Below are 23,437 nucleotides of genomic sequence, written 5' to 3'. Positions count from 1 at the left end.
ATGCAGTGCGCGAACAGGTGTGTTCGCGCTTAACGAGGACAGGAAATAGCGCCGTGATCGAATACAAACCGGCAGTTATCGCCGACATTCCGAGGCTTTGGGCGCTGAGAACCCGGGCAGTGAGATTGACATGCGCCACTCACTACTCTTCAGAGCAGATTGATGTCTGGAGTGAATCTGCTGTGCCGCAGTCCTACACGCAGCTGGTCGTCGCCCAATGCGCCGTTTTGGCAGAGGAAGACGACCAGCTGTTGGGCTACGCGATTCTTGATCGGCAGAATGGTGAGGTCGTTGCGATTTTCGTCGAGCCGCACCAACATGGCAGGGGCATCGGCAAACAGCTGATGCGTCGGCTTGAGGCGATGGCAGTTATAGAGCACTTCACTCGCTTGCACCTGTTCTCTTCGCTCAACGCAGCGGACTTTTATAGAGCGATGGGCTTCATCGCCCTTCGCGAAGAAGCCTACGGACACCCCAGCGGCATCAGTTTGCGCAGCTTGTACATGGAGAAAACATTGGCCGGGCAGGCGCGTTAAATCCGATCAATGCGGTGTGTCAGATTTAACCGGAGAGGCTGATGTCAGGGCCGCTGCGCGTCCCATCGCGGCCTCGCCCAGGCTCGTCAACGGCTACAGATTTTTGCGGCGTTCGCTCGGCTCGGCGCCTAGCCTATCCCAGCGACTGGGCTGCGCCTTGGCGACGGGGCGACCCTTGCAGAATTTGAGCAGCGTTCACTTCCGAGCAAAATCAAACCTCACGAACCCCGCAAATCACTGTAGGAGCGCACGAGCAGCGCGAGGCCGCGATGGGCTGCGCAGCGGCCCCTCACGCATTCACCCGCGCTTCCATCGACACGCGGGCGATGGCTTTGTCCAGTTCGTCCAGCGCGGCGTCGATTTCCGGCGCGTCTTGTTTGAGCAGCGTCTCGCTGCGTTGGCAGGCTGCGCGCAACTGGGGAACGCCGCAGTAGCGGGTCGCGCCATGCAGGCGGTGGACGCGTTCAATCAGTGCAATGTGATCATCCACGTCACGTGCTGCACGAATCGCCTCGCGGTCGGTGTCCAGTGACGCCAGCAACATGGCGAGCATGTCCGCCGCCAAGTCGGCCTTGCCCGCTGCCAGCCGCAAGCCTTCTTCGTGATCGAGCACTTGCAGGTTGCCGCTGCCGCTGCTGATCTCCAGGTGACGCTCCGGCGCCTGATTACGCAACGCAAGGCCGGTCCACTTGAGCACCACTTGCGCCAGCTGCCGCTCGCTGATGGGCTTGGTCAGGTAATCGTCCATCCCGCTTTGCAGCAACGCACGTTTTTCGTTGGCCATCGCGTGTGCAGTCAGCGCCACGATCGGCAGCGATGTACTGTGTCGCTCCGCTTCCCAGGCACGAATCGCCTCGGTTGCCTGACGGCCGTCCATTCCCGGCATTTGCACGTCCATCAACACCAGATCGAACGCCTCGTCCTGCACGGCCTGCACGGCGGCATATCCGCTGTCGACCGCCATGACCTTGGCGCCCATATCCTCCAGCAGCGTTTGTACCAGCAACAGATTCGCCGGATTGTCGTCCACACACAGCAGGCGCGGCGGTCGGCTGTTCAGTGGCTCGGCAAGCTCGTTGCGCTGTTGTTTGGGTTGAATCAGCTCCGACAGGCTGCGTCGCAGCTTGCGCGTGCAGGCGGGCTTGGCCTGCAACTGGTTATAAGCGTCTGGCACCGACAATTGGTAGAGCGCTTGCTCGGTAGTCGGACACAGAACCAGCACCTTGCAGTCCAGATTTTCGAGGTCCCATATTTGCTGGCGCAGCCGCTCCGGTGGCAACTCATGAGCGGTTACGCCCAGCACTGCCAGATCAATCGCGTGTGGCGTCTGATGCACCACCGTTACCCCGTTGATCAGGTTCTCCAGATTGTTGAACACCATCGGTTGCAGCCCGCAATCTTCCAGCTGATGTTCCAGTGCCTGGCGTGCGAGGTCGTGGTATTCCAGCACCGCGACGCGGCGGCCCAGCAGCGGCGGGGCGGGCAGGTCTTCAATGTCGTCGCGGGTCTTGGGCAGGCTAAGGCTGATCCAGAATTCCGAGCCTTCACCCGGGGTGCTGTCGACACCGATTTCGCCGCCCATCTGCTCGATCAGCCGTTTGGAAATTACCAGCCCCAACCCGGTGCCGCCCGGCTGGCGGGACAGCGAATTGTCGGCCTGACTGAACGCCTGGAACAGCGCGCGCACGTCCTGATTGGACAGACCGATGCCGGTGTCCTGCACGCTGATGCGCAGTTGCACGTAATCGTCCTGATCGTCCTCGATCATCGCCCGGGCAACGATGGTGCCCTCGCGGGTGAACTTGATCGCGTTACTTACCAGATTTGTGAGGATCTGCTTGAGCCGCAACGGATCTCCCACCAGCGCCAGCGGCGTGTCGCGATACACCAGGCTCACCAGTTCAAGCTGCTTGGCGTGTGCAGCGGGGGCGAGGATGGTCAGTGTGTCCTGCAGCAAATCGCGCAGGTTGAACGGGATGGTGTCCAGCACCAGCTTGCCTGCCTCGATCTTCGAGAAGTCGAGAATCTCGTTGATGATGCTCAACAGGCTGTCGGCCGATTTTTCGATGGTGCCCAGGTAATCGTGCTGACGGGGCGTCAACTGGCTTTTCTGAAGTAAATGGGTGAAACCGAGAATACCGTTGAGCGGGGTGCGGATTTCATGGCTCATGTTGGCCAGAAACTCCGATTTGATCCGGCTCGCTTCCAGCGCCTCCTTGCGCGCCAGGTCGAGTTCGATGTTCTGGATCTCGATGGTTTCCAGGTTCTGCCGCACATCTTCCGTGGCCTGCTCGATGCTGTGTTGCAGTTCTTCCTGGGCGTTCTGCAGCGTGGCCGCCATTCGGTTGATGCCCGACGCAAGCTGATCCAGCTCATGACTGCCCATCGGCAGCAGCCGCGCTTCCAGATTGCCGTCCTTTAACTGCGCCACCACATGCTTGATCTGAGTGATCGGGCCGTTGATGGTGCGGCTCATGCGGATGGCGAGCAGGGCGGTCACGGCCAGTCCGGTCATGATCAGCAGCAAACTGGCGAACAGGCTGCGATAACCTCGCAGCAGAGTGCCGCTGTGCGACACCTCCAGTTCGACCCAGCCCAGCAGTCGATCTGCTTCTTCGGGCACGATGTCGCCGGTGAGATGGCGCTGGCGTCCGAACACCGGCATCAAATAGCGGGTGGCGTCGTTTTCCGAGCGCTGCAGCAAATGCGTGCCACCGCCCACGGGCGCCTGGTTGATCATGCTTGGGCCAGCATGGGTCAGGACGTTGCGGTCGGGGTCCAGAAAGGACACCGCGCGCACATCGGCCTGCTCCAGCGTCTGACCGGCAATGCGCTCCAGCAACGGTTTGTCGGCGCGGGCGAGGGCGCCGGCGGACAGTGGACCAAGCTCAGTGGCGATCATTTCGCCACGCTTGAGCAATTGAGCCTGCAACTCCGAGAGCTGCATCCAGGTGAAATAACCCCCCAGCAACGCCGCCATCAGGCAGGCGGGCACGAGGGTTAACAGCATGACGCGGCTTTTGATGCCAAGTTTGTTCAGCACACACTCTCTCCGGCAATCCTTGCACACAGGTAAGCAAACGCTGCGCCACCCGTGCTGATAACTGCGCAGTGTAGACAGTTGGAAGAGGGTAATCCCGGCAAATTAACCGCTGCTCAGGTTTGCTGCGCAGCGTGGCCGTCAGTCGCCTTGCTCATGGCGGGGCAATCTTGAATAATTGTCGCCTGAGAATCAGTCGCAGAAGCTAATGAATCCCGAATCCATCCACCGCCCGAGTGTGCTCGCGATCGAAGACGATCCCGTGCTCGGCGCCTGCGCGCACGACGCTCGCAGACTATGCCGCGCAGGCTGAGCACGCCTGGCAGCCAGGTGGCACACGCGGGATCGACGAATGGCTGGGTGAAGTCAGGCGCCGGGAGCCCGGTTGGGTGGGCGTGATCGGCAGCCATTTACAGTCGCTGGGCAGCACGCCGCTAAGCGAGGAACAGTATCAGCGGCTGACGTTTCTGCGCGGGCTGGACTGGCCGATGAGCCGTCGCCAGCACACGGCGCCCTGGCTGAAAATTCCGTTTCCACAGACGCCGGGCGCTGGCAGCCTGGTGACCGAATTGCCAGAGCGGTTCAAGCGCGGGCGTTACCTCATGGTTTGGCGACTGCTGACCAATGTGCTGATTCCCGCGCTGTTCACTTTCCTGCTGTGCGTGGGCTTGTACCGGTTGCTGATTCGCCCGCTCAATCAATTGCGCGAACAGGCCAACGACTGGCGCGGTGATCGCCTGTCGAACCGGCTCTCGCCACAGATGGTCAAGCGTCAGGAAGAACTGGGCGAACTGAACCGGGCGTTCGACCACATGGCCGAGCGGCTGCATTCAACGGTGCTGATTCAACAACAGTTGCTGCGCGATATGTCCCACGAGCTGCGCACGCCTCTGAGCCGATTGCGCGTGGCCTGCGACAGCGAACACGACGTGCGCCAGTTGCGCGAACGCCTCAGCCGCGAAATCGAAAGCATGCAGCGGCTGGTGGACGACACGCTGCAACTTGCCTGGCTCGACACCGAGCGTGAGGCATTGCCCGGCGAAGACATTCAGATCGTCGCGCTGTGGGAAATGCTGGTGGAAAACGCCTGTTTCGAGAGCGGCTGGTCGCCTGAGCAGTTGCCGTGTGATGTCGAGGCAGCATGTTGGGTTCGCGGCCACCTCAACACCTTGGCCCAAGCGCTGGAAAATATCCTGCGCAACGCCATACGACACTCCTCGGCCGGCGCGATGGTGCGCTTGAGCGGGTATCGGCAAGGCGAAAACTGGTTGCTGTGTCTGCAGGATCAGGGTGGGGGTGTGGAGGGACAGGATCTGGAACGCATCTTCGCGCCCTTCATCCGCCTCGACGGCGCCCGCCCCGGCAACGACGGTTTCGGCCTGGGCCTGAGCATCGCCCGCAACGCGCTGCGCCTACAGGGCGGCGACCTGTGGGCCGAAAACCGTGAACAAGGGCTGTGCATGAAAATGCGGCTGAGGGCGCGAGAAGCGAAAGGGCCTTACTGACACACCTCAGTGGGATGGTTTTTCAGGACTGCTGCGCAGCCCATCGCCTGCAAGCAGGGCTCCCACGCCCTTCGGGCAGAAGCGCGGTTATGGTGTTAACGCCGCTGAGCGCCAGCAGACCGGCCACATCTGGCAAAACTGTTCGTCGGCAGCCGTTGCCGATGTTCTCTACCGTTTGCTTCAGGGTAAATACCAGGAGCAACGGAATGCTTGAAGTCTCGCCACACTCTGCCCACCTGCGCACCGGAAGGTTTTCCGGTGAGCATCAACTGTATCTCCTGACGACGATCGTCAATAACCGGGAACCGCTGTTCCGCGATTGGCGCATGGGGCGCCTGGTGGTCGATGAGTTCAGGCTCGCGGAAGAGGAGGGTGCCGCCAGGTCCTTGGCTTGGGTGGTGATGCCCGATCATTTTCATTGGCTGGTCGAACTGCGAAGGGGTGACTTGCCACGCCTGATGCGACGAGCAAAATCCAGAAGTGCGCACAGCATCAATCGGGTACGAGGTAAAACCTGTCAGGTCTGGCAGAAAGGGTTTCACGATAGGGCTTTACGTAAAGAAGAGGACCTGAAGAACATCGCCCGTTGCGTTGTTGCCAACCCACTGCGGGCCGGTCTGGTGGAGCGCCTCGGCGACTATCCGCTTTGGGACGCTGTGTGGTTGTGATCATCACTTCGATAGGCAATCCATCCCTTGGAATGGAAGATTGATCCTTCTGCCATGAGATCGTTGCGGGGGATGGGGCATAGGCAAACCTGCTTCTGCCGAAGGCGTGGGAGCCCTGCTTGCAGGCGATGGGCTGCGCAGCGGCCCTGACATGGCTCAACCGAGCTCAGATGCTTATTCCTTTTTGCGCTATAGACCTCACTTTGCGTGATATGGGCTCGCGTCGATTGCCGGTATGATAGCGGCCCCCGCAGTCTGGATTGCGAAGACGCCATGACCCTGCAGTATCAAACCATCGCCGATTGCGTCGGCAACACACCGCTGGTGCGTCTGCAACGCATGGGCGGGAACACCACCAACACTCTGCTCTTGAAGCTCGAAGGCAATAACCCGGCCGGGTCCGTCAAGGATCGTCCGGCGCTGTCGATGATTACCCGAGCAGAGCTGCGCGGTCAGATTCACGCTGGCGACACGCTGATCGAAGCCACATCGGGTAATACCGGCATCGCCCTGGCCATGGCTGCGGCGATCAAGGGCTACAAAATGATCCTGATCATGCCGGACAACTCCAGCGCTGAGCGCAAGGCGGCGATGACCGCGTATGGCGCCGAGCTGATTCTGGTCAGCAAGGAAGACGGCATGGAAGGCGCTCGTGATCAGGCCGAGCGTATGCAGGCTGAAGGTCGCGGCAAGGTGCTCGATCAGTTCGCCAACGGCGACAACCCGCAAGCGCATTACGTCGGCACCGGCCCGGAAATCTGGCGGCAGACCGACGGCACCGTCACTCACTTCGTCAGCTCTATGGGCACCACGGGGACCATCATGGGCACCTCGCGCTACCTCAAGGAGCAAAATCCCGCTATTCAGATCGTCGGCCTGCAACCCATGGATGGCGCTTCTATTCCGGGTATTCGCCGCTGGCCGCAGGAATACCTGCCGAAGATTTATCAGGCCGACCGCGTCGACCGCATCATGGACATGGCCCAGCAAGAGGCTGAGGACGTGATGCGTCGACTGGCTCGTGAAGAAGGTGTTTTCTGTGGCGTCTCATCAGGCGGTTCAGTCGCCGGGATGTTGCGTTTGTCCCAGGAAGTCGAAAACGCGGTGATAGTCGCGATCATTTGTGACCGCGGCGACCGTTACCTGTCGACCGGCGTCTACGACGCGCCCAACTGATGGCCAAGCATGAGCGAGGCCTGCGCTTCCAGCCTACCGGCGGGACCAAGGCAACACAGATTCCGACCGGCAAGAAACAGCGCCTGACTATCGAGCGGCTGGCCAACGACGGACGCGGAATCGCGTTTGTCGAAGGCCGGACCTGGTTCGTCGCGGGCAGCCTGGCGGGCGAAGAAGTCGAAGCGCGTGTGCTCGGTGCTCACGGCAAAATCGTCGAAGCGCGCACCGAGCGCGTGTTCACTCCCAGCGCCATGCGCCGCCCTGCACCGTGCGTGCATTTCGGGCGTTGCGGGGGTTGCAGTGTTCAGCAGATGCCCCACGACGAACAGCTTGCCCTGAAACAGCGCATGCTCGCCGAGCAACTGCGCCGTGTCGCCGGCATCGAACCCGAAGAGTGGGCCGAGCCGCTGAGCGGGCCGGAATTCGCCTACCGCCGACGCGCTCGGGTCGCCGTGCGCTGGGACGTCAAGGCAAAACGGCTGGACGTCGGTTTCCGCGCTGCGTCCAGCCAGGACATCATCGGCATCAACGAATGTCCGGTGCTGGTACAGGCCTTGCAGCCAATCATGACAGCACTGCCCGAGATGCTCCGTCGTCTCGGCACGCCAAAAGCCCTCGGGCATGTGGAGTTGTTCAGCGGGTCATCCACGGCGATTCTGCTGCGGCACATGGCGCCGTTGGCCGAAAGTGATATAGCGATTTTGCAGGGGTTCTGTGAAGCTCATGACGCGCAACTCTGGTTGCACGGCGAGGAGGGGCCACAACCTTTTGATCCGTCCCAGACGTTGGGTTACCACTTGGCGCCGTGGGATTTGCGGCTCGCCTACCGTCCCGGCGACTTCGTGCAGGTCAATGAAGCGGTCAACACCGCCATGATTGAGCAAGCGCTGGAGTGGTTGGCGCCGCGTGAAGACGAACGAGTGCTGGACTTGTTCTGCGGGCTTGGTAACTTCGCCCTGCCACTGGCACAACGCACGCGTGAGGTGGTGGCAATCGAGGGCGTTGCGACGATGGTCGAGCGCGCTGCCGGGAACGCAGCCAGCAACAATCTGCACAATGTGAAGTTCTACCAGGCGGACCTTTCTCAGCCGCTCGACAAGGCTGAATGGGCCACAGAAGGTTTTTCTGCCGCGCTCCTCGATCCCCCGCGTGACGGCGCGTTCGAGGTGGTGGGCAAGCTCAAGTCTTTGGGCGCCGAAAGGTTGCTTTATGTGTCATGCAATCCGGCAACTTTGGCGCGTGATAGTGTCGAATTGATCCAACAGGGCTACCGATTAAAACGGGCCGGAATCCTCGATATGTTCCCGCAAACAGCGCATGTCGAGGCAATGGCGTTATTTGAAGCGAGTAAGTGAGGCGCGGCTTCAGGATTCACGCCGCATCTCACAGGGATTCTCGTTTAATCCGACTGGCCCTCGCACGTTAAGCGCTTGCTTTTGCCCTGCAGGCAACGTGCCCTCAAGAAGGCCAGCGACAGATGGCGCATTTCATCGCGCCGTAGGGAAGGTAAGCAGCATGGTACAGGTGAGAGCACACCAGCCGATCAACATAGACGGCAGTATCAATCTCGACGCGTGGCTGGACCACGTCGTCAGCGTCGATCTCGCGGTGGATCGACAAGCATTGAAAGAAGCCTGCGAATTCGTTCGACAGGCCGAGCAGCAGGACAACGCCGCCAAGAATCTCTGGGCGGAGGGCACGTCGAGTTTTCAGACGGGCCTGGAAATGGCTGAAATCCTGGCCGACCTCAAGCTCGATCAGGACTCGCTGATTGCCGCGGTTATCTACCGCAGTGTGCGTGAAGGCAAGATCCCGTTGCCTGACGTCAGCCAGCGTTTCGGCGCGACTGTCAGCAAGCTGATCGACGGCGTGCTGCGCATGGCGGCGATCAGTGCCAGCCTCAGCCCGCGACAATCGCTGGTGTTGGGCACCCAGGCGCAGGTCGAGAACCTGCGCAAGATGCTCGTCGCCATGGTCGATGATGTGCGGGTGGCCCTTATCAAGCTGGCCGAACGCACCTGTGCGATCCGCGCTGTAAAAAATACCGACGACGAAAAGCGCAACCGCGTTGCCCGGGAAGTCTTCGACATCTACGCGCCGCTTGCCCACCGCCTGGGGATCGGACACATCAAATGGGAGCTGGAGGACCTGTCCTTTCGCTACCTCGAACCCGAACAGTACAAACAGATCGCCAAGCTGCTGCACGAGCGTCGGCTAGACCGCGAGCGCTTCATCACCGACGTGATGTCGCAGCTGGAAAACGAGTTGCTGGCCACCGGCGTCAAAGCCGACATCAGTGGCCGGGCGAAGCACATCTATTCCATCTGGCGAAAGATGCAGCGCAAAGGTCTGGAATTCAGCCAGATCTACGACGTACGTGCTGTGCGTGTGCTGGTCCCGGAAATGCGCGATTGCTACACCGCGCTCGGCATCGTCCATACCTTGTGGCGGCACATTCCCAAGGAGTTCGACGACTACATCGCCAACCCCAAGGAAAACGGCTACCGCTCGCTGCACACCGCCGTCATCGGACCGGAAGGCAAGGTGCTGGAGGTGCAGATCCGCACTCACGCCATGCACGAAGAAGCCGAACTGGGCGTCTGCGCGCACTGGCGTTACAAGGGCACTGACGTCAAGGCCAGCTCCAGTCACTACGAAGAGAAAATCTCGTGGCTGCGTCAGGTCCTGGAGTGGCATGAAGAGCTCGGTGATATCGGCGGCCTGGCTGAACAGCTGCGCGTCGACATCGAGCCGGACCGGGTTTACGTCTTCACCCCTGACGGCCACGCCATTGACTTGCCCAAGGGCTCGACGCCGCTGGATTTCGCCTACCGCGTGCATACCGAGATTGGTCACAACTGCCGTGGGGCCAAGATCAACGGGCGCATCGTGCCGCTCAACTACAGCCTGCAGACCGGCGAACAGGTCGAGATCATCACCAGCAAGCACGGCACGCCGAGCCGCGACTGGCTGAACTCCAACCTGGGTTACATCACCACCTCGCGGGCCCGTGCGAAGATTGTTCACTGGTTCAAATTGCAGGCGCGCGACCAGAACGTCGCAGCCGGTAGAACGCTCATCGAGCGTGAATTGGCGCGCCTGGCGCTGCCGCAGGTGGACTTCGACAAGTTGGCGGAAAAAGCCAATTTCAAGATAGCCGAAGACATGTTCGCGGCCTTGGGTGCGGGCGACCTGCGCCTGGCGCAACTGGTCAATCTGGCGCAGCAACTGGTCGAGCCTGAGCGTGGCAACGAGCAGCTTGAGCTGATCCCGCGCAAAGCCACTGGCTACAAGCCTGGCAAGCGCGGCGATATCCAGATTCAGGGTGTCGGTAATCTGATGACGCAAATGGCCGGCTGCTGCCAGCCGCTGCCAGGCGATGCGATTGTCGGTTACATCACCCAAGGGCGTGGCGTGAGCATTCACCGCCAGGATTGTGCCTCGGTGTTGCAGCTGGGTGGGCGCGAGCCAGAGCGGATCATTCAGGTCAGTTGGGGCCCGGTGCCGGTGCTCACCTACCCGGTGGACATCATCATTCGCGCGTACGACCGTTCCGGCTTGCTGCGTGACGTCTCGCAGATCCTGCTCAACGAACGGATCAACGTGCTGGCGGTCAACACTCGCTCGAACAAGGAAGACAACACCGCGTTGATGTCGCTGACCATCGAAATCCCCGGGCTGGACGCGCTGGGACGGTTGTTGGGCAGAATTTCCCAGCTGCCGAATATCATCGAAACGCGGCGTAATCGGACGCCTTGAGGCGTAGCTACAAGCTTTAAGCTACAAGCTACAAGCCAGGAGATAGCCGTTGCTTTTTAGCTTGAGGCTTGAGGCTTGCAGCTCAAAGCTCAAAGCTCAAAGCTCAAAGCTGTGACCGAAGGTAACCCCATGTACACACTACTAGACCTGCTGCATCTCATGGCCCGCTTGCGCGACCCGGAATTCGGTTGCCCGTGGGACGTGAAGCAGAACTACGCGACCATCGTTCCTCACACCTTGGAAGAGGCCTACGAAGTAGCCGACGCTATCGAGCGCGGCGATTTTGATGACTTGCGCGGCGAGTTGGGCGATCTGCTGTTTCAAGTGGTGTATTACAGCCAGTTGGCACGCGAGGAAGGGCGTTTTGAGTTTGATGGCGTGGTCGATGGCATCACCCGCAAATTGATTCGTCGCCACCCCCATGTATTCCCCACGGGCGATTTGTACGCGCCGCTGGAAACCCCGCGTCTGAGCGAAGACCAGGTCAAGCAACGCTGGGAAGAGATCAAGGCAGAGGAGCGTGCAGCCAAGGCTCATGCGCCTGAACAGCTGTCGCTACTCGATGATGTGCCAGCGGTATTACCCGCCTTGTCGCGCGCGGCCAAATTGCAGAAGCGCGCCGCGCAGGTTGGTTTCGACTGGCCGGACGCGTTGCCCGTGGTGGACAAGGTTCGCGAGGAGCTGGACGAGGTACTTGAGGCGATGGCCGATAACGACCGCGAAGGGATTGCCGAAGAAGTCGGCGACCTGCTGTTTGTAGTGGTCAATCTTGCGCGTCATTTGAAAGTCGACCCCGAAAACGCTTTACGCGCAGCGAACGGCAAATTCGAGCGTCGCTTCCGTTTCATCGAACAGGCATTGCGCGACACCCGGCGTCCCATAGAAGATTGCACCCTCGAAGAAATGGACGCGCTCTGGGGCGAAGCCAAACGTCAGGAAAAGAACACGCCCAGTTGCGGCTGAGTGGTTGCTAAAGAGAGAGAGAAAAGATGGCGGGTATTTCACTTCGCGACCAGTTGCTCAAGGCAGGTCTGGTCAACGAAAAGCAGGCCAAACAGGTCTCCAAGAGCAAACAGAAGGAGCAACGCCTGGTCCATAAAGGCCAGGCGGTGGCGGACGACACTCAAAAGCGTGCGGCGCAGGAAGCGATGGCAGAAAAGGCTAAACGCGATCAGGAGCTTAACCGCCAGCAGCAGGAAAAGGCTGAGCTCAAGGCCCGTACCGCGCAGGTCAAGCAATTGATCGAGGCCACGCGGTTGCCGAAGCTGACCACTGAGGATTACTACAACTTCGTTGATGACAAGAAGGTCAAGCGCCTGTCGGTCAACCCGCTGATGCGCAGCAAGTTGAGCAATGGCTCGCTGGCGATCGTGCATCACGGTGGCGGATATGAGGTCATCCCGCGCGAGGCTGCGCTGAAGATTCAGGAGCGCGACCCACGGCGCATCGTCATGCTCAGTGAGCCTACGGAAGAGGTCGATGGCGATGATCCGTACGCGGCTTACAAGATCCCTGATGATTTGATGTGGTGAGTGCAGTTGCAGGCTGATGGGATAGGGATTCTGGCCGGAGGCCAAGCTCCCACGCCCTCCGGGCAGAAGCTGAACGTTGCCATAAAACAAAACCCGCCGAGGCGGGTTTTGTTTTGGCAGCAATTCGCAAAAGTGTTTTATACAGATAGACGTTTCTTTTCCTGCTCTTCCAGCTCTGCTGCGTAACGCTGTGCGTCCGATTCGTGGTGGAACATCCCTACCAGCTGGTCTTGTTGGCGTACGTCCCAGATCTGAATGCTATCTGCAATGGTTTCATGGGAGATATGGGCGTCGTCGCGTTCACTCACAGTTACCGTCATATTGAAAACTCCTGAATCTCTTTGAAATCTGCGGCAGGGCGTCGCAGGACTCTTTTATAGAATTTGGTAGCTTCCTAAGTAAACGGTCGGTTTTGGTAAAGGTTAATTGCTCAGAATGCAAGAGTCGCTGAAAGGCTTACATTTGAAGGGTGTGCGGCGTTTTGTCACACTCAGTTGAGGGCAATGAAGAAAGTTTCATGTTGCTTTCGGGAACATGACGCCCGGCATTTGCCCATAAAAAACCCCGCCATTGGCGGGGTTCTTGTACGGCTAAAAGGCGAGTCTGAATCAGCTGCCCTTGACCGTTTTGCCGTTGACGTTGCCGTCTTGCAGCATGATGTTGTATTCCTTGCCGTCGGTTTCGACCTGTTGCAGGCGAACCAGCAGGTAATCCCAGTCTTTGGCGAACCACATCACTGTGATGCGTTTGTTCTGCGTTGGATCACGCACGCGCTCGACCTTGATGGCATCGACCGAGCCGACTTTGGTCTCGACCTTTTCCGGACCCAGCACGCGGAAGTCGTAGGTATCAACCTCGTCACCATCGACTACCTGATAACTCATGCTCTTCTTGCCGGCAGCCACGTCATGCTGCAGCGCGAGCTGGTAGGTGGACTTGTCGAGAACGCCGGTGTTGAGCGGGATTTTCACCGCATCGCCACGATCCGTCCCGGTGATGAACTTGGTGGGCCAGTCGAACACCAGATCAACCGTTTTGCTTTTGCCCAAGCCGCCACGTTCGAAGTGGTAGGTCTGTGGCATCAGCGTGTCCTTGTCGACCTTAATGGTGCTGACTTCGGTGAGGCTGGCAATCATCATCGATGCCTTGAAGCTCAGGCTCCAGGTGCCGTTGGCATTCTTTTCGAGGCTACGCGAGGCGCTGCCGCCACTCATCGGCAGCTGTTTCCAGTCGGCGGTGTAGCTGGCGGAGAAGGGTTGAAGGTCTGCCGCGTTGACCGCAGGAAGTGCGAGCAGAGCGAAAGCGAAGAGCAAAGCGCGACGCATAATATCTCCCGTTTTAAGTTAAATAGCCGGAATCAAGTGGCCGTTAGGCCCTAACAGCTGACCGTCCAATAATGCACCTTGTTCGCCAAGACTCAACCGGCCTTCTGCGAACCAGCGTACGGCCAGTGGATAAATCCGGTGTTCCAGGGCATGAACCCGTTGCGCCAAGGTGCCGGGCGAGTCGCTCGACTGTACACAAACAATAGCCTGTACGACCAGAGGCCCACCGTCGAGTTCCTCGGTGACAAAGTGCACGCTGCAGCCGTGCTCTGCATCGCCGGCCTCCAGCACGCGTTGATGCGTGTGCAAGCCTTTATACAGCGGAAGCAGTGAAGGGTGGATGTTCAGCAGGCGACCCTGATAGTGGCGAACGAAGTTCGCGCTGAGGATCCGCATGAAGCCGGCAAGGACAACCAGTTCAGGTTTGAACGCGTCGATCTGGTCGATCAACGCTGCGTCGAAGGCCTCGCGACCTTCGTACGCCGTGTGATCCAGCACTCGGGTGTCGATCCCCGCGTTGCGTGCGCGCTCAAGCCCGTAGGCATCAGCGCGGTTGGAGATCACTGCACGGATGCGGGCAGGGCTGGCGGCACTCTGAAAGCTGTCGATCATCGCTTGCAGGTTGCCGCCGGTGCCGGATAACAGCACCACGACATTACAGGTGTCGTGCATCGGCTCAGGCATCAATGAGCCTTGATGTTTTTCAGCTCTACTTGCGCAGCGCCTGCCGCGGCAGTGCCGATCTGGCCGATGACCCAAGGCTGCTCGCCCGCGTCACGCAGCGACTGGAGGGCCACTTCAACGTGTTCCTGGGCTACGCAGATGACCATGCCGACGCCGCAGTTGAGCACGCGGTGCATCTCGTGTTCGTCGACGTTGCCTTGGGCCTGCAGCCAGTCGAACACAGCAGGACGGGTCCAGCTGGCCACGTCGACCACTGCCTGAGCGCCTTCTGGCAATACACGCGGAATGTTGTCCAGCAGACCGCCGCCGGTGATATGGGCCATCGCCTTGACGGCGCCGGTGTCCTTGATCAGCTTGAGCAGTTGCTTGACGTAGATGCGGGTCGGGGCCATCAGCAGTTCGGTCAGCGGTTTGCCGTCGAGCTGGATGTTTTCGATGTCGGCGCCTGCCACTTCGATGATTTTGCGAATCAGCGAGTAGCCGTTGGAGTGCGGGCCGGAAGACGGGAGGGCGATGAGCGCATCGCCAGCCATGACTTTGGAGCCGTCGATGATCTCGGCTTTTTCAACGACGCCGACGCAGAAACCTGCCAGGTCGTAATCTTCGCCTTCGTACATGCCAGGCATTTCAGCGGTTTCGCCGCCAACCAGCGAGCAGCCTGCCAGTTCGCAGCCTGCGCCGATGCCGGTTACAACCTGGGCGGCCGTGTCGACATTCAGCTTGCCGGTGGCGTAGTAGTCGAGGAAGAACAGCGGCTCGGCGCCGCATACCACCAGATCGTTGACGCACATGGCGACCAGGTCGATGCCGATGGTGTCGTGTTTGTTGAGGTTCAGTGCAAGGCGCAGCTTGGTGCCAACGCCGTCAGTACCGGATACCAGCACCGGCTGTTTGTAACCGGCCGGAATCTCGCAGAGCGCGCCGAAGCCCCCAAGGCCGCCCATCACTTCCGGGCGCTTGGTGCGCTTGGCAACGCTCTTGATGCGTTCGACCAATGCTTCACCGGCGTCGATGTCTACACCGGCGTCTTTGTAGCTCAGGGAGGGTTGCTTGCTCATGATCCAGGCCTTTAGGGGGGATTCGGGGAACGACCGAAGTGGGTACGGCTCGTGGCCGTTGTCACAGCCGGTCTGCGAAGGCGCGCGATTTTATCAGGCTTGGGCCGCAGCGGCCATCCTTGGGCCGACAGGCAGGGCATGATGAAGAAAAAATAACCGCCATTCACGAGGCTGGCCCGTTCGTCGACAGCTATATAAGGTGTAACTTTGTCGCCAGCGGGAGTGATTCACGCTCCGGTGCGGTCTGAATCTCGCCATTCATTTTTACGCGGCTGTTTATGCGGCTGTTTGCCCTTCGGGAATTTTTCATGCGTCTACCCCCTTCCATGCGTCTGACCCGCTTTCTGTTCGCAGGCTGCCTTTCTGTATTCAGCTTGCCCGGCTTTGCCGAAACGGTGAGCAATCTCTATCAGGTCCGCGAGCCAGTGAGCGGGCAATCTCCTGACGAGAAAGCCCGCGCCACTCAAGCCGCGCTCGAAACCCTGGTCATCCGTCTTACGGGCGATGCCAAGGCCGCGCAAGGTTCCGGGTTGGCGGCGGTTCGCACCGATCCGCAAAAAATCATCAGCCAGTACGGTTATGAGGCAGGCCCGCCAGAGTCATTGTTGGTGGACTTCGATCCATCGAGCACCGACCGCACGCTGCGCGCCGCAGGTTTGTCGCTGTGGGGCAGTAACCGCCCGGTGATCCTCGCCTGGTGGTTGAACGACACCACCGACGGCTCCAATCTGGTGGGTGATGGTCAATCTTCCGCCGACCCTCTGCGACGTGCTGCGCAACACCGGGGCTTGCCGCTGCGGCTGCCGTTGGCGGACCTTGGCGAACAAGGCATGGGCAACGCCAAAGCGCTGGAAAGCAATGACGTAGGACCGTTGAAAGAGGCCTCCGAGCGCTACGGTTCCGACGCGATTCTGGCGGTGCACGCGGTCGAAAACGGCGGTCAGTGGCAAGGTAAGTGGCACTTGTGGCTGGGCGATCAACGCGAACAGGGTACGGCTACGGGCACCAGTTCCGAGACCTTGGCCGATGCTGTTCTCTTGGGCGTAAGCCAGCGGCTCGCGCCAAGGTTTGTAGTCAAGCCCGGCGCATCGTCAGGCATGGCGATTGAGGTTCAGGGCATGACCCTTGAGCATTATGCGCAACTGACACGATTGCTGGAGCCATTTGGTGGACGTTTGAATTCCGCCAGCGGCGACCGTGTGGTGTTCGACGTGTCCGGGAGTCCTGATCAGGTGCGTTCCCAGTTGTCGCTGGCCAAGTTGCAGGAAGTGCCTGCCGACCCGGTTCCAGCGGAACCGGTCGCGGGCGATCAACCGCCGGTTCCGGGCGCTGCTCCAACTGTTCAACCGGTTTCAACGCCGCAGTTGCACTTTCGCTGGTAGCGGCGTTCATAACGACGTTGTAAAAAAGGCATTCATTTTGGGCCACGGTATGAGTGGCGGTAGAGGCGGTAATGACTGATACGCGTCGTTGGTTCTGGATCGGTGGGATTGTCCTGCTGTGCCTGTTCGTATTTTTGCTCCACTCGATCCTGACGCCGTTTCTAGTGGCGCTGCTGTTGGCATACATGGGGGATCCGCTGGCGGATCGTCTCGAGAAACTCGGGTTGTCGCGCAGTGTGAGCGTGGTGTCGGTGTTTTTGGTGTTCACCCTGATTCTGCTGGGTTTGCTGCTGGTGCTGGTGCCCATGCTCGCCAAGCAGTTGTACCGCTTATACGAACTGGCGCCGCAGATTCTCGACTGGTTGCAACACACGGCAATGCCGTTGACGCAAGCAAAGCTGGGGCTGGCGGACGGGTTCTGGAAGTTTGACAAGGTCAAGGCGGCGATCTCGGAGCACATGGGTCAGACGGGCGACATCGTCGGCATCGTCCTCGCGCAAGCCACCACTTCGACGCTGGCGTTGATTGGCTGGTTGACCAACCTGGTGCTGATTCCGGTGGTGTGCTTCTACTTGCTGCGCGACTGGGACGTGATGATGGCCAAGCTTCGCAGTCTGCTGCCGCGTCACCGCGAGGGCAAAATCGTCGCGCTGGCAGGTGAATGCCATGAGGTTCTGGGCGCTTTCATTCGTGGGCAGCTGCTGGTGATGGTGGCGCTGGGTGTGATTTACGCTGCTGGCCTGATGCTGGTGGGCCTGGAGTTGGGGCTGTTGATCGGCGTAATTGCGGGTCTCGCGGCGATCGTGCCGTACATGGGGTTTGTGATCGGCATCGGGGCGGCGATCATCGCCGGTTTCTTCCAGTTCGGCGGCGACCTGTATCCGATGTTGGGCATTGTCGCGGTGTTCATGGTGGGTCAGGCGCTGGAAGGCATGGTCCTGACGCCGTTGCTGGTGGGTGATCGCATCGGGCTGCACCCGGTGGCGGTGATTTTCGCCATCCTGGCGGGCGGCGAGTTGTTCGGGTTCACCGGCATTCTGTTGGCGCTTCCGGTGGCTGCGGTGATCATGGTTCTCGTGCGTCACGTGCATGACCTTTATAAGGACTCGGACATTTACGGCGGCTCGGAAGACCTGAAGTTGTAAACGCTTAAAAAGTGAAGGGCGTCTGGCGTTTGAAGCGCCAGACGCCTTTTTTATGGCTGTGTTTTGACCCGCAAACCGAGGCCCGCCGGGGAGCCTGCGCAAGCCTTTGATTTTGCAGGGGGTCTGCTGCATTGTGCGGCCCGGCTCACCGGTATAAACTTTGCGCACTTTACATAGAGGCCCCTTGGCGGCTCTTCACTAGCCGTTCAGCCAGCATGAAACCTATTCAGCTGCCCCTGAGTGTGCGTCTGCGTGATGACGCCACCTTCGTCAATTACTATCCAGGCGCCAATGCCGCAGCACTCGGCTATGTCGAGCGGCTGTGCGAAGCCGACGCCGGCTGGACTGAAAGCCTCATTTACCTCTGGGGCAAGCATGGGGTAGGGCGCACTCATTTGTTGCAGGCCGCTTGCTTGCGTTTCGAGCAACTGGGTGAGCCTGCGGTCTATCTCCCGCTGGCTGAAGTGATTGATGAGGGCATCGAGCTGTTCGACCATCTGGAACAATACGAGCTGGTGTGTCTGGATGATATTCAGGCCATCGTCGGCAAGCCTGAATGGGAAGAAGCCTTGTTTCACCTGTTCAACCGCCTGCGCGACAGCGGCCGGCGGTTGCTGATTGCTGCTTCATGCTCACCCCGTGAACTGCCGGTGAAGCTCGCCGATTTAAAGTCCCGTCTGACCATGGCGCTGGTGTTCCAGATGCGCTTGCTTTCGGATGAGGAAAAACTCCGCGCCCTGCAACTGCGTGCTTCGCGTCGCGGCCTGCACCTGACCGATGAGGTCGGGCACTTCATCCTCACCCGCGGCACCCGCAGCATGAGTGCATTGTTCGACTTGCTCGAACAGCTCGATCAGGCCTCGTTACAGGCCCAGCGCAAATTGACCATCCCCTTCCTTAAAGAGACCCTCGGCTGGTGAACCCCAGTGTCGACCGGTCGTTGGTGCTGCAAACCGCGGCAGCATTGCGCCACGCCAATCGCATCCTGATCATTACCGGGGCCGGACTTTCGGCAGACTCGGGATTGCCGACGTACCGTGGCGTTGGCGGGCTTTACAACGGGCGTACCGACGACGGCTTACCGATCGAAGTCGCGCTGTCCGGGCCTATGCTGCGCCGTGACCCTGCCTTGTGCTGGAAGTACATTGCCCAATTAGGCAGCGCCTGCCTGGGTGGACAGCCCAATGAGGGGCACTATGCTATCGCCGAGTTGCAGCGTCGCAAGCCTGGTTGCTGGGTGCTGACGCAAAACGTAGATGGCTATCATCGTGCGGCGGGCAGCCCACCGGAACGGCTGATAGAAATCCATGGGCAGCTCGCACCGCTCTACTGTCAGTCTTGTGGCGCCATAGATCCGCAACTGCGTGAGCATTTGCAGCGGACGCTGCCGCCTTTGTGCGGCAAATGCCAAGGCGTGCTGCGACCACCGGTGGTGTTGTTCGAAGAAATGTTGCCAGAGCTGGCACTGAATATGCTGTACGAAGAGATGGCAAAAGGCTTCGATGCTGTTTTAAGTATTGGCACCACCGCCAGCTTTCCGTATATTCACGAGCCGATCTTTCGGGTGAGGGTATCGGGAGGCTTTACCGCCGAGATAAACCCTTCGCAAACCGATCATTCTGCGCAAATGGACGTGTTCCTGAAGTGCAGGGCCTTAGATGTGATGGGGGACCTCCTAAGTCACATTTGATTCGATTGAATTTGCAAATGAGGATGATTGAGGGCATAGTCTCGGCTTCTTTACACATCCGCCACGGTCGTGCCCATGCTAAATCGCTTCGCACCCCTCGTGCCCCTCGCACTGGTTACCCTGTTGTTCGGCTGCGCGGCCCAGATGCCAGCGTCGCAACAGCAGGCTCAGAATCAGCACATGCAGAATTCTGTTACCGCCCAATCCGCTGCACACAGAGCCGACTACGCCTCCGTGCTGCAGGACGAAATCGCCACCGAAGATGAACTGGCACAGTTTGCAGACAGCAAGCCGTATCAGCTGCCAGCGTTGGCCGACAGCATCCTTGAGCGTGGCAAAGCCCTGATCGGTACGCGCTACCGTTTCGGCGGCACTTCGACTTCCTCGGGTTTTGATTGCAGTGGCTTTATCGGTTATCTCTTCCGCGAAGAGGCCGGCATGAGTCTTCCGCGCTCAACGCGTGAAATGATCAACGTCGATGCACCCCTCGTTAAGCGTAACGACCTCAAACCAGGCGATCTGCTGTTTTTCAGCACTGCCGGTCGCGGTCGCGTCAGCCATGCGGGTATCTATCTGGGTGATGATCAGTTCATCCACTCAAGCAGCCGCCGCAGCGGGGGTGTTCGTGTAGACAGCCTCGACGATGCCTACTGGTCGAGGACTTTCATTGAAGCCAAACGCGCGTTGGCGATGGCACCTGCCCAGACTCAGGTTGCAGAAACAACGACAGCGTTGAATTCGACTACACTCAAGCGCCAACATCGTTGAATACCGGGCGCGCAACAGGTTAATCCTGATTGTGCGCAGTTCCAGCTCCTCTCAGGCAGGGGCTTAGGCCGCATCCGTTGCAGGTTGTTGTATCCATGTCGCTACCGGTTCGCCTGATTGTCGTATCAATGGCCGTATTGCTGGCGGCGTGTGCCAGCACTCCACCGCCTGCCCCTAAACGGGTTGCCCCCAAGCCCATCGTTTCCGCTCCTTCCGACTTTACCTCCCCCGTTGCAGACGACGTGCTCGTCCGCGCCATCGGGCTTGTGGGCACACCTTATCGCTGGGGCGGCAACACACCGGATTCCGGGTTCGATTGCAGTGGCTTGATCGGCTACGTGTACCGTAATGCGACGGGCATCAGCTTGCCGCGTTCGACCCGCGAGATGATTACCCTGCGCGGCCCGGACATCAATCGCAGTCAACTGCAGACGGGTGATCTGGTGTTCTTTGCTACGTCGGGCGGTTCCAACGTCAGTCACGCCGGGATTTACGTCGGGGAAGGGCGTTTTGTGCATGCACCGGCCACCGGTGGCACGGTCAAACTGGACAGCCTCGACAAGCCCTATTGGCAGAAAGCCTGGCTCAACGCCAAGCGCGTCATCCAGCCTTCGAGCCTCGCGCGGCAGTAGCACGTTGAGTGTGTTGCTGCGGGAGGGAGCTTGCTCGCGATTGCAGTGTGTCAGTTGGCACATTCAGCACTGACATTCCCCCATCGCGAGCAAGCTTCCTCCCACAGATTTATCGACGAATCATTTTGCCGCGTTAGAAGCCTGTGCGGTTTTCGCTGCCGTCACTCGCCATATCTTGTTGCCGACGTCATCGGCGACCAACAGCCCGCCGTTATTGTCATTGATCACGCCCACTGGACGGCCTTGCGCCTTCTCATCCGAATTCAGGAAGCCCGTCAACAGGTCGACAGGGGTTCCGCTCGGCTTGCCATCCTTGAACGGTACGAACAGCACCTTGTAGCCACTGTGGGGTTTGCGGTTCCAGGAGCCGTGTTGCCCGATGAACAGGCCCTCAGTAAACGGAGCAGGCAGTGTTTTGCCGTCTGCGAATGCCAGGCCGAGGGACGCGGTGTGCGGGCCAACCGCGAAATCGGGCGCAATCGCCTTGGCCACCAGTTCCGGATTTTGTGGTGTGACTCGAACATCGACGTGTTGCCCGTAATAGCTGAAGGGCCAGCCGTAGAAAGCGCCGTCCTTGACCGACGTCACATAGTCCGGCACGAGGTCGCTGCCGATTTCGTCACGTTCGTTGACTGCCGTCCAGAGCGCGCCGGTGTGTGGTTCCCAATCCATGCCGTTGGGGTTGCGCAGGCCCGAGGCAAAAATGCGATGTGCTCCGGTGGCGGGATCAACTTCCCAGATGGCTGCACGGTCTTTTTCCTGATCCAGGCCGTTCTCGCCGACGTTGGAGTTGGAGCCGACGGTGACGTAGAGCTTCTTGCCGTCTTTGCTGGCAATGACGTTTTTGGTCCAGTGATGGTTGAGCGTACCGCCCGGCAGATCGACGACTTTGGTCGGCTGGCCGGTGATCGACGTCTGGCCGGGCTCGTAGTTGAAGCTGATTAACCGATCAGTGTCAGCCACGTAAAACTTGTTGCCGACCAGCGCCATGCCGAACGGCGAATTGAGGTTTTCCAGAAACACGGTGCGGGTTTCTGCCACGCCATCGTGGTCCTTGTCGCGCAGCAGGGTGATGCGGTTCGGGCTGGGCACGCCGGCACCTGCGCGGCCCATCACCTTTTCCATGACCCAGCCGCGGATGCCCTTGCTGTCGTCAGGTTTTGGCGGCGAATTGGTCTCGGCCACCAGTACATCGCCGTTCGGCAAGACGTACAGCCAGCGCGGGTGGTCGAGGTTCTCGGCGAACGCAGCGACCTGCGTGCCCGGCGCGGCGACAGGTTTGGCGCCGGCGGCCCAGCCGACTGCCGGAGCGATGTTCACAGTAGGGATCAGCGTTTTATTGGGTTCAGGCAGCTTGGGCGATGCCCCCATGCCGTCACTGACTTGCAAGGTGGAAGACTCGCCGCAAGCAGCAAGGCCACCGGTAACCAACAGCAGCAGGACAAATTGAGGTCTGAGCTTGAACATCGTCGATCTCCATTTCGGGTGCAGTTTGTATTTTTGTGTATCTAGGTAGAGGCACCTGAGCCTTCTTAGGTTCAACCGGCGGATCAGACGCTGCGTTGATTGACGCTCAAACCCCAACCCTCTACCCTTCGCCACTTGTTTCAGGTGCCCATCGAGCAAGGCTCGACAGGGTGAAACAGGGAAGCCGGTGAGAATGCCTCGCGCTTTGATCCCGGCACTGCCTCCGCAACGGTAAATGAGAAGGCCGCGCACGATGCCACTGTGTTCATTGAGCATGGGAAGGCGCGTGGCCAGAAAGTTCGCTCATGAGTCCGGAGACCGGCCTGATCCAATTCAACAGCATCACGGAGGGCGATGCTCTGCGCAGCGGCCCGGGTCTTTGATCTGCGTCGTGCTGCCAGTGCCTGCCTTTGCTCTTCGTCTGCGTTTACCTGCCCCTCAAGCGGAGAGCCGAGATGAGCGAATCCCCCGAACGTGACGAACGCCATCTGGCGCGCATGCTGCGCAAAAAAGCCGTGATGGACGAGCGTATCGCCAGTTCACCCAACGAATGCGGCCTGCTGCTGGTGCTGACCGGCAACGGCAAAGGCAAAAGCAGCTCGGCATTCGGCATGTTGGCCCGCGCCATGGGCCACGACATCCAGTGTGGCGTGGTGCAGTTCATCAAGGGCCGTAACAGCACCGGCGAGGAGATGTTTTTCCGTCGTTTCCCGGAACAAGTCCGCTACCACGTCATGGGCGAAGGGTTCACCTGGGAAACCCAGGACCGTCAGCGCGACATCGCTGCTGCAGAATCCGCCTGGGCCGTCACGCAAGAGATGCTCCGTAATCCCGAGATTGGCCTGGTGATCCTCGACGAGCTGAACATCGCGCTCAAGCATGGCTATCTCGATCTTGAGCAAGTGCTCAGCGACTTGCAGGCGCGCCCGCCGATGCAGCACGTCGTCGTGACCGGTCGCGGCGCCAAACAGGAATTGCTCGACCTGTCGGACACTGCTTCCGACATCAGCGTGATCAAGCATGCGTTCCAGTCCGGTATCCGCGCGCAAAAGGGTATTGAGCTGTGAGTA

At 59.7% G+C, this 23,437-nt stretch carries 21 protein-coding genes and 1 riboswitch; of the genes, 15 read left to right on the top strand and 6 right to left on the bottom strand.

The annotated features are described in order from the left end of the window. Positions 1–53: 53 nt before the first annotated feature. A complete protein-coding gene (locus OYW20_RS18560) occupies positions 54–536 on the top strand; it encodes a GNAT family N-acetyltransferase (protein ID WP_268797387.1) in 483 nt (160 codons plus the stop codon). Positions 537–825: 289 nt separating this feature from the next. Here the strand turns inward: OYW20_RS18560 and OYW20_RS18555 are convergent, their stop codons facing one another. Next, positions 826–3,579, bottom strand: a complete 2,754-nt coding sequence (locus OYW20_RS18555) for a response regulator (protein ID WP_268797386.1) — start codon at positions 3,577–3,579, stop codon at positions 826–828. A 233-nt stretch (positions 3,580–3,812) separates the two neighbouring features. Between OYW20_RS18555 and OYW20_RS18550 the strand changes: the two genes are divergently transcribed. The 7 genes from OYW20_RS18550 (at position 3,813) to OYW20_RS18520 (ending at position 12,216) form a co-directional block, all read left to right on the top strand. Further along, positions 3,813–5,081 (top strand): sensor histidine kinase, encoded by a 1,269-nt coding sequence (locus tag OYW20_RS18550; protein WP_268797385.1) that lies wholly within the window; start codon positions 3,813–3,815, stop codon positions 5,079–5,081. 206 nt (positions 5,082–5,287) lie between these two features. Further along, a complete protein-coding gene (locus OYW20_RS18545; RefSeq protein WP_268797384.1) occupies positions 5,288–5,749 on the top strand; it encodes an REP-associated tyrosine transposase in 462 nt (153 codons plus the stop codon). Between the two features lie 273 nt (positions 5,750–6,022). Continuing rightward, entirely contained in the window at positions 6,023–6,925 is a 903-nt protein-coding gene (cysM, locus tag OYW20_RS18540; protein WP_268797383.1) for a cysteine synthase CysM, read from the top strand. Beyond that, on the top strand, positions 6,925–8,280 hold the full coding sequence (gene rlmD / locus OYW20_RS18535; protein WP_268797382.1) for a 23S rRNA (uracil(1939)-C(5))-methyltransferase RlmD: 1,356 nt from the start codon (positions 6,925–6,927) through the stop codon (positions 8,278–8,280). The genes cysM and rlmD overlap by 1 nt, the downstream gene beginning before the upstream one ends. Positions 8,281–8,440: 160 nt before the next feature. Next, complete coding sequence (gene relA / locus OYW20_RS18530) at positions 8,441–10,684, top strand: GTP diphosphokinase (protein WP_268797381.1); 2,244 nt, start codon at positions 8,441–8,443, stop codon at positions 10,682–10,684. A 129-nt stretch (positions 10,685–10,813) separates the two neighbouring features. Then, complete coding sequence (mazG, locus tag OYW20_RS18525; RefSeq protein WP_268797380.1) at positions 10,814–11,647, top strand: nucleoside triphosphate pyrophosphohydrolase; 834 nt, start codon at positions 10,814–10,816, stop codon at positions 11,645–11,647. Positions 11,648–11,673: 26 nt separating this feature from the next. Continuing rightward, positions 11,674–12,216, top strand: a complete 543-nt coding sequence (locus OYW20_RS18520; RefSeq protein ID WP_268797379.1) for a DUF2058 domain-containing protein — start codon at positions 11,674–11,676, stop codon at positions 12,214–12,216. Positions 12,217–12,353: 137 nt separating this feature from the next. On the opposite strand, the gene OYW20_RS18515 is transcribed toward OYW20_RS18520, so the two are convergent. From OYW20_RS18515 to purM, 4 genes are all read right to left on the bottom strand, one after another. Beyond that, entirely contained in the window at positions 12,354–12,536 is a 183-nt protein-coding gene (locus OYW20_RS18515; protein WP_268797378.1) for a DUF3110 domain-containing protein, read from the bottom strand. Between the two features lie 288 nt (positions 12,537–12,824). Beyond that, positions 12,825–13,541, bottom strand: coding sequence for a DUF3108 domain-containing protein (locus tag OYW20_RS18510; RefSeq protein WP_268797377.1), 717 nt, complete (start codon positions 13,539–13,541; stop codon positions 12,825–12,827). An 18-nt stretch (positions 13,542–13,559) separates the two neighbouring features. After that, positions 13,560–14,213, bottom strand: a complete 654-nt coding sequence (gene purN / locus OYW20_RS18505) for a phosphoribosylglycinamide formyltransferase (protein WP_268801180.1) — start codon at positions 14,211–14,213, stop codon at positions 13,560–13,562. Positions 14,214–14,224: 11 nt separating this feature from the next. Next, positions 14,225–15,283, bottom strand: a complete 1,059-nt coding sequence (purM, locus tag OYW20_RS18500; RefSeq protein ID WP_268797376.1) for a phosphoribosylformylglycinamidine cyclo-ligase — start codon at positions 15,281–15,283, stop codon at positions 14,225–14,227. A gap of 326 nt (positions 15,284–15,609) precedes the next feature. Here purM and OYW20_RS18495 point away from each other — a divergent pair, with 326 nt between their 5' ends. The 6 genes from OYW20_RS18495 (at position 15,610) to OYW20_RS18470 (ending at position 20,900) form a co-directional block, all read left to right on the top strand. Further along, on the top strand, positions 15,610–16,665 hold the full coding sequence (locus OYW20_RS18495) for a DUF2066 domain-containing protein (RefSeq protein WP_268801179.1): 1,056 nt from the start codon (positions 15,610–15,612) through the stop codon (positions 16,663–16,665). Between the two features lie 71 nt (positions 16,666–16,736). Then, complete coding sequence (locus OYW20_RS18490) at positions 16,737–17,810, top strand: AI-2E family transporter (protein WP_268797375.1); 1,074 nt, start codon at positions 16,737–16,739, stop codon at positions 17,808–17,810. 215 nt (positions 17,811–18,025) lie between these two features. After that, entirely contained in the window at positions 18,026–18,730 is a 705-nt protein-coding gene (gene hda / locus OYW20_RS18485; RefSeq protein WP_268797374.1) for a DnaA regulatory inactivator Hda, read from the top strand. Beyond that, entirely contained in the window at positions 18,727–19,500 is a 774-nt protein-coding gene (locus OYW20_RS18480) for an NAD-dependent deacylase (RefSeq protein ID WP_268797373.1), read from the top strand. The genes hda and OYW20_RS18480 overlap by 4 nt, the downstream gene beginning before the upstream one ends. Before the next feature lie 75 nt (positions 19,501–19,575). After that, complete coding sequence (locus OYW20_RS18475) at positions 19,576–20,268, top strand: C40 family peptidase (protein ID WP_268797372.1); 693 nt, start codon at positions 19,576–19,578, stop codon at positions 20,266–20,268. 95 nt (positions 20,269–20,363) lie between these two features. After that, complete coding sequence (locus OYW20_RS18470) at positions 20,364–20,900, top strand: C40 family peptidase (RefSeq protein ID WP_268797371.1); 537 nt, start codon at positions 20,364–20,366, stop codon at positions 20,898–20,900. Positions 20,901–21,020: 120 nt separating this feature from the next. On the opposite strand, the gene OYW20_RS18465 is transcribed toward OYW20_RS18470, so the two are convergent. Next, on the bottom strand, positions 21,021–22,367 hold the full coding sequence (locus tag OYW20_RS18465; protein WP_268797370.1) for a PQQ-dependent sugar dehydrogenase: 1,347 nt from the start codon (positions 22,365–22,367) through the stop codon (positions 21,021–21,023). 125 nt (positions 22,368–22,492) lie between these two features. Beyond that, positions 22,493–22,708: riboswitch (cobalamin riboswitch) on the top strand. A gap of 114 nt (positions 22,709–22,822) precedes the next feature. On the opposite strand from OYW20_RS18465, the gene cobO reads away from it, so the two are divergent. After that, a complete protein-coding gene (gene cobO, locus OYW20_RS18460; RefSeq protein ID WP_268797369.1) occupies positions 22,823–23,434 on the top strand; it encodes a cob(I)yrinic acid a,c-diamide adenosyltransferase in 612 nt (203 codons plus the stop codon). Positions 23,435–23,437 lie beyond the last annotated feature (3 nt).

Origin of the sequence: Pseudomonas sp. BSw22131 (genome assembly GCF_026810445.1) — a bacterium.
Taxonomy (GTDB): Bacteria; Pseudomonadota; Gammaproteobacteria; order Pseudomonadales; family Pseudomonadaceae; genus Aquipseudomonas; species Aquipseudomonas huanghezhanensis.
This window is presented reverse-complemented; position numbering and strand designations above follow the sequence as displayed.